General features: G+C 75.1%; 7 protein-coding genes. 3 read left to right on the top strand and 4 right to left on the bottom strand.

Annotation, left to right across the window (positions count from 1 at the left end; genetic code table 11):
• Positions 1–136: 136 nt before the first annotated feature.
• The 3 genes from KVT14_RS11255 (at position 137) to KVT14_RS11245 (ending at position 3,617) form a co-directional block, all read left to right on the top strand.
• A complete protein-coding gene (locus tag KVT14_RS11255) occupies positions 137–1,228 on the top strand; it encodes a glycosyltransferase family 4 protein (RefSeq protein ID WP_217615747.1) in 1,092 nt (363 codons plus the stop codon).
• Between the two features lie 83 nt (positions 1,229–1,311).
• Positions 1,312–3,006: a CTP synthase gene (locus KVT14_RS11250; protein WP_217615746.1), complete on the top strand. Its 1,695-nt coding sequence runs from the start codon at positions 1,312–1,314 to the stop codon at positions 3,004–3,006.
• On the top strand, positions 3,003–3,617 hold the full coding sequence (locus KVT14_RS11245; RefSeq protein ID WP_217615745.1) for an NUDIX hydrolase: 615 nt from the start codon (positions 3,003–3,005) through the stop codon (positions 3,615–3,617). Before KVT14_RS11250 ends, KVT14_RS11245 begins: the two co-directional genes overlap by 4 nt.
• An 8-nt stretch (positions 3,618–3,625) precedes the next feature.
• Here KVT14_RS11245 and KVT14_RS11240 read toward each other — a convergent pair whose 3' ends face one another.
• The 4 genes from KVT14_RS11240 to KVT14_RS11225 are packed head-to-tail and all read right to left on the bottom strand — an operon-like array spanning position 3,626 to position 6,160.
• On the bottom strand, positions 3,626–4,513 hold the full coding sequence (locus KVT14_RS11240) for a hypothetical protein (RefSeq protein ID WP_217615744.1): 888 nt from the start codon (positions 4,511–4,513) through the stop codon (positions 3,626–3,628).
• Positions 4,510–5,412 (bottom strand): ABC transporter ATP-binding protein, encoded by a 903-nt coding sequence (locus tag KVT14_RS11235; protein WP_217615743.1) that lies wholly within the window; start codon positions 5,410–5,412, stop codon positions 4,510–4,512. Before KVT14_RS11235 ends, KVT14_RS11240 begins: the two co-directional genes overlap by 4 nt.
• The gene (locus tag KVT14_RS11230; RefSeq protein WP_217615742.1) at positions 5,409–5,837 is read right to left on the bottom strand and encodes a hypothetical protein; all 429 of its coding nucleotides are present in this window, start codon (positions 5,835–5,837) and stop codon (positions 5,409–5,411) included. Before KVT14_RS11230 ends, KVT14_RS11235 begins: the two co-directional genes overlap by 4 nt.
• A gap of 35 nt (positions 5,838–5,872) precedes the next feature.
• A complete protein-coding gene (locus tag KVT14_RS11225) occupies positions 5,873–6,160 on the bottom strand; it encodes a hypothetical protein (RefSeq protein WP_217615741.1) in 288 nt (95 codons plus the stop codon).
• Between the last annotated feature and the right edge of the window lie 20 nt (positions 6,161–6,180).

The following is a 6,180-nucleotide window of genomic DNA, read 5'->3' as shown; positions in this document are numbered from 1 at the left end:
GGCCCGCGTCCGCCGGCGACCCTGCGTCCGCCGGCACCCACGCGGCCCCCGCGACGGCCGCCACCCCCACGACCACCCCGGCGCCCGGCGCCGGACCCGCGGCCCCCGGGCCCGACGACCCCCGGGAGGCGGGCCGATGACCCGACGCGTGCTGCAGGTGCTGGGCTCGAGCGCGGGCGGCGTCGCCCGGCACGTCGCGCAGGTGTCGACGGCGCTGGCGGCGGCCGGCGACCGCGTCCTGGTCGCGGGCCCGTCGTCGCTGGCGCCGACCGTGGCCGCGGGCGAGGCCGTGGGCTTCGCGGCGGTCGAGATCGCCGACCGCCCGCACGCCTCCGACGCGCGGGCCGTCGCCCGGCTGGCCGAGCTGGCGCGGGACGCCGACGCGGTGCACGCCCACGGGCTGCGCGCGGGCGCGCTCGCCGTGCTGGCGGTCCGGGGCCGGCAGCACCCCGGCGGGTCGCGGCCCCGGGTGGTGGTCACGCTGCACAACCTGCCGGTCGGCGGCCGCGCGATCCGGACCGTGTCGGCGGTGCTCGGCCGGGTGGTCGCGCGCGGCGCCGACGTGGTGCTCGGCGTGTCCGGGGACCTCGTCGAGCTGTCGCGGGCGCAGGGCGCCCGCCGGGCCGAGCGCGCCCTGGTGCCGGCCCCCGCGCTCCGTGCCCCTGCGCAGGACCGGGAGGCCGTGCGCGCGGGGCTCGGTGTCGCGCCGGGGGAGGACCTGGTCGTCACCGTGGCCCGGCTCGCCCCGCAGAAGGGCCTCGACACCCTCGTGGACGCCGCGGCCGCCGCGGGACGGACCCGGCCCGGGCTGCGCTGGGTCGTCGCGGGCGACGGGCCCCTGCTCGACGGGCTGCGCGCGCGGGCGGCCGAGGCGGGGGCGCCGGTCGACCTGCTCGGCCGTCGCGAGGACGTCGCCGACCTGTTCGCGGCCGCGGACGTGGTCGCCTCGACCGCCGTGTGGGAGGGCCAGCCGCTGGCCGTCCAGGAGGCGCTGGCGCTGGGCGCGGCGCTCGTCGTGACCGACGCGGGCGGCACCCGCGAGGTCACGGAGGACGCGGCGGTGCTCGTGCCGGTCGGGGACGCCGCGGCGTTCGCGGACGCGCTGCGCGCGGTGCTGGCCGACGACGCCCGGCGCGCCGCGCTGCGCGACGCGGCCCGGGCGCGCGCGGCGACCCTCCCGGGGATCGCCGACGTCCTGACCCAGCTGGACGCGGCCTACACCCCCTGAGGCACCCCCGGCTCCGAGCCCGTGGTGCGGGTCACCGGCGTGAGACGCACAGGGGCCGCGCGTCTCGGGTACACTGGAATCCCGTGGCAGAGCGCGCAAATCGACTCTCCGGGCGGTCGGACTCCACGACCCGGCACATCTTCGTCACGGGAGGCGTCGCCTCCTCACTGGGCAAGGGCCTGACCGCCTCCAGCCTGGGACGACTTCTCCGCTCCCGCGGCCTCCGAGTCACGATGCAGAAGCTCGACCCCTACCTCAACGTCGACCCGGGAACGATGAACCCGTTCCAGCACGGCGAGGTCTTCGTCACCGAGGACGGGGCCGAGACGGACCTCGACGTCGGTCACTACGAGCGGTTCCTGGACGTCGACCTGGTCGGCTCCGCGAACGTCACGACCGGCCAGGTCTACTCGCACGTGATCGCGAAGGAGCGGCGCGGCGAGTACCTGGGCGACACGGTCCAGGTCATCCCGCACATCACCGACGAGATCAAGGCGCGGATGCGGTCCCAGGCCGCCGACGACGTCGACATCATCATCACCGAGATCGGCGGCACGGTCGGCGACATCGAGTCGCAGCCGTTCCTCGAGGCGGCCCGCCAGGTCCGTCACGAGCTCGGCCGGGACAACGTGTTCTTCCTGCACGTGTCGCTGGTGCCGTACATCGGCCCGTCGGGCGAGCTGAAGACCAAGCCGACGCAGCACTCGGTGGCCGCGCTGCGCAGCATCGGCATCCAGCCGGACGCGATCGTGCTGCGGTCCGACCGCGAGATCCCGCAGTCGATCAAGGCGAAGATCGCCCTGATGTGCGACGTCGACACCCAGGGCGTCATCTCCTGCGTGGACGCGCCGAGCATCTACGACATCCCGCGGGTCATCCACGCCGAGGGCCTGGACGCCTACGTCGTGCAGCGGCTCGGCATGCAGTTCCGCGACGTCGACTGGAGCGGCTGGGACGAGCTGCTGCAGCGGGTGCACCAGCCGGCGCACCACGTCGAGGTGGCGCTGGTCGGCAAGTACATCGACCTGCCCGACGCGTACCTGTCGGTGACCGAGGCGCTGCGCGCCGGCGGCTTCCACAACGACGCCAAGGTCAAGATCCGCTGGGTGCCGTCCGACGAGTGCCAGACCCCCGAGGGCGCGCAGCGCGCGCTCGGCGGCGTGGACGCGGTGCTGGTCCCGGGCGGGTTCGGCGTGCGCGGCATCGAGGGCAAGCTCGGCGCGCTGCGCTGGGCCCGCGAGAGCAAGGTGCCGACGCTCGGCATCTGCCTGGGCCTGCAGACCATGGTCATCGAGTACGCCCGCAACGTGCTCGGCCTGGCCGGCGCCTCGTCGTCCGAGTTCGACGCCGACCCGGCGCACCCGGTCGTCGCCACCATGGCGGAGCAGCTCGCGATCGTCGGCGGCGAGGGCGACCTCGGCGGCACGATGCGGCTCGGCTCCTACGAGGCCGTGCTGGCCGAGGGCTCGGTCGCGGCCGAGGCCTACGGCTCGACCCGGGTCACCGAGCGGCACCGGCACCGGTACGAGGTCAACAACGCGTACCGCGACAAGCTGGAGGAGGCCGGCCTGGTCATCTCGGGCGTCTCGCCGGACTCGTCCCTGGTCGAGTTCGTGGAGCTGCCGCGCGAGGTGCACCCGTACTACGTCTCGACGCAGGCGCACCCGGAGTTCAAGTCGCGGCCGACCCGGTCGCACCCGCTGTTCGCCGGCCTGATCCGCGCCGCCCTCGAGGCCCGCGGCGCGACGGTCTCGCCGAAGGCGAAGGCGCGCGCGTGACGACGCAGGACACGCACGGCGGGCCGGCCGACCGGCCCGCCGTGCGGCCCGTGCTGGAGCACACCGACCTGCACCACGGGAAGATCTGGGACCTCGTCTCGGAGACCGTGGACCTCGGCGACTCGCAGGTGGTCCGGGAGTTCGTCGACCACCCTGGCGCCGTCGCGGTCATCGCGCTCGACGAGGACGACCGGGTGCTGCTGCTCCAGCAGTACCGGCACCCCGTGCGGGCCGAGCTGTGGGAGCCGCCGGCCGGGCTGCGCGACGTCGACGGCGAGCCGCCGCACGTCACCGCCGCCCGGGAGCTGGGGGAGGAGGCCGACCTGCGCGCGGACTCCTGGTCGCTGCTGGCGGAGTTCGCGAACTCGCCGGGCGGCTCGAACGAGCACATCCTCGTGTACCTCGCCCGCGGGCTGTCCGAGGTCCCCGAGGCCGACCGGTTCACCCGGGAGGACGAGGAGGCTGGCATGGTGCCGGTGTGGGTGCCCCTGGACGAGGCCGTCGAGGCGGTCCTCGCCGGCCGGCTGCGCAGCCCGAGCGCCGCGGTCGGCATCCTCGCCGCTGCCGCGTCGCGGGACCGCGGCTGGCGGACGCTGCGCCCGGTCGGCTGACGCGAGGGCTACCGCCACACCGGGCGGCGGGCCGACACCGCCGCGCCCAGCACCAGGGCCGACGCGGCGCTGCTGAGCGCCAGGTAGACGCCCGGTTCGCCCGCGGTGATGGCGTGCAGCTCGTTGCACCGCGGCGCGCCGCCGCAGGAGGACGGCAGCACCGCACCCACGTCTGCCGAGACGATCCATCCCGCCAGGTCAGCTCCCGGGCTGCGGTAGCCGGCGGCCCCGTGCAGCCCGAGGAGCACGATCTCGGCGACGAGGACGTAGAGCAGCAGGAGCACGACGACGGGGGTCTCCGAGCGGAACACCGTGGCCAGCGCCGCGCCGACGGCCGCGCCGACCCCGATCGTCAGGACGCCTCGCACGAGCGGCCACACGAACATCGCGGCAGCCGCGCCCTCCGTCAGCCCGCGGTCGTGCCCGACGAGCAGGAGCCCGCCCTGGAGCACGACCAGCGCCGCCGCTCCGACGACGGACCAGCACGCGCCCCAGAGCAGGACACGGGCGAACGTCGGCCCGGTGCGCTCGGCCGGGTCCACGAACGACAGGCGGACCGTACCGGTGCGCCACTCGGATCCGACCGACAAGGTCGCCGCGAGCAACCCGACGAGAGCCAGGGCGAGCGCGGCGCCGGCGGTGTCGACTGGCGCCTGCTCGGCGAGCAGATAGCGCGTCTCGACGAAGGCGCCCGCCACGGGCACGTCGACGCCCGCCGCGGCCATCTCCGCCGCCTCCCGCTCGGCGCGGGCGATCGCGGCCGCCAGGTCGGCGTCCGAGGACAGCCAGCGCGCGAGAGGCACGACGGCCGCGATCATCGCGGCTGCGGCGCCAGCGAGCAGGAGCGCGCGTCGCCTCCGGATCCAGAACCACTCCGCAGCGAGGGTCGCGATCATCGCCGGTGCCTCCTCCTGGTCCGTCCCGCCCCGGGCGCGGAGCCGAAGGCGTCGTACAGCCGTGCGAACAGCCCGTGGTCCACCGTGGCCTCGTGCACCGTGACCTCGCCCGCGACCGCCTGCACGGCGGTGGACAGGTCGGCTCCGGCCGGCAGGTGCACGCCCCGCGCGGTGACGGCCACCTGTGCTCCCCGGGCCGCGAGGATCTCGGCCGTGCGCCCGTCGTCCGCGGTCCGCAGGAGGTGCCCGGCGGCCGGGAGGCCGCGCGTCACCTCGGGGACCGACCCGCTCGCGGTCACGCGCCCGCCTCGCAGGCAGGTCACGTCGTCGCACACGAGCTCGAGCTCGGCGAGGTCGTGCGAGCACACCAGGACGGCGGTGCCCTCCCGACGCAGCCGGCCGATGACGTCGCGGAGCCCGGCGACACCCTGGGGGTCGAGCCCGGGCGTCGGCTCGTCGAGGACGAGCAGCCGCGGACCGGCGAGCAGCGCGAGCGCGATCGACACCCGCTGCGCCATCCCGGTCGAGAGCGCCCCGCCGGACCGTTCGGTGAACTCGCGTACGCCCAGGGTCTCGAGCACGGCTGCGACCGCGGCTGGGTCGGAACGTCCGAGCCGGCGGCGGTGGTGCTCGACGATCTGCCCGACCGTGAGGTCGGACGGGTACCGGCTGCCGACGAACAGGACCGACGGCCGGACATCGACCCGGATCGTGCCGGACGTGAGTGGGACCTGGCCGGCCAGTGCGCGCAGGAGCGTCGTCTTGCCCGCGCCGTTGTGCCCGAGCAGCGCGTGGACCGTCCCGGAGCGGACCCGGAACGAGGCGCCGTCGACGAGGACGCGACGGCGACGGGCGACGGTCACGGAATCGACGACGAGCGCGTCGCCGGGTGCGCTCACGGGCCCGTCCAGACCGCGCAGACCAACGCGGTGCTCGGGCCGGACCACACCTCGGGGAACACGTGGATCTCGGGGACGCCGTCCGGGAGGTCCTGCTCGTCCAGCCAGGACCGGGTGGCTGGGGCGCACGCCTCGTGCGCGGCCGCGGTGATCTCGATCGGATCCGGTGCTCCGGTCGGGGCACGCGGACCGAAGGTGGTGACTGCGACGACCGTCGACGATCCCGGCGTGGTGCAGCTCGTGGTCTGCACGGCCCCGTCGTCGAGCAGGTAGCCGGCCAGGCAGTGCTCGGTGGTGATGTCCGCGAACGTCACCGGGACGACGACGGCGTCATCGGCGACGACGTACGGCGCCGTCGTCGGCGCCTCGCCCGCCTGCTGCGTGGCGGGTGGGCCGCACGCCGACGCGCCGACGGCGCACGTCACGAGGACGCACGCCGTCGACGCCGCAGATCGCGCTGTCAGCACTGCTGGATCCCGAAATAGGTGTCTGTCTTGTCGACCGAGCCGTTGTCGTTGTCGGCCCACCACGTCCACACCCGCAGCGAGTTGATGGACTTGACGTAGTGCTTTCCTGTCACGTGCGAATGGCCGCTCGCCCAGCTCGAGGGCTCCCCGCCAGGCGTGGAGTTGATGTTGATGGATGTGGCTGAGCACGCCGTGGATGCGGACGCCGCGCCCGCGGGAATGGTGATCATGCCCACGGCCATGAGCGCCGCTGCGGTCAGTGAAATGGCTCTACGTGCCACGGAACTTCCCGTCCCGCCCC

The organism is Cellulomonas sp. GbtcB1 (assembly GCF_019091725.1).
Classification (GTDB): Bacteria; Actinomycetota; Actinomycetes; order Actinomycetales; family Cellulomonadaceae; genus Cellulomonas.
The sequence above is the reverse complement of the archived record's forward strand: the minus strand, read 5'-3'. Positions and strand labels throughout refer to the sequence as shown.

Bases quoted from the DNA above. Each gene is read 5' to 3' on its own strand.
- KVT14_RS11240 (WP_217615744.1), bottom strand. From the start codon at position 4,513: ATGATCGCGACCCTCGCTGCGGAGTGGTTCTGGATCCGGAGGCGACGC.
- KVT14_RS11255 (WP_217615747.1), top strand. From the start codon at position 137: ATGACCCGACGCGTGCTGCAGGTGCTGGGCTCGAGCGCGGGCGGCGTC.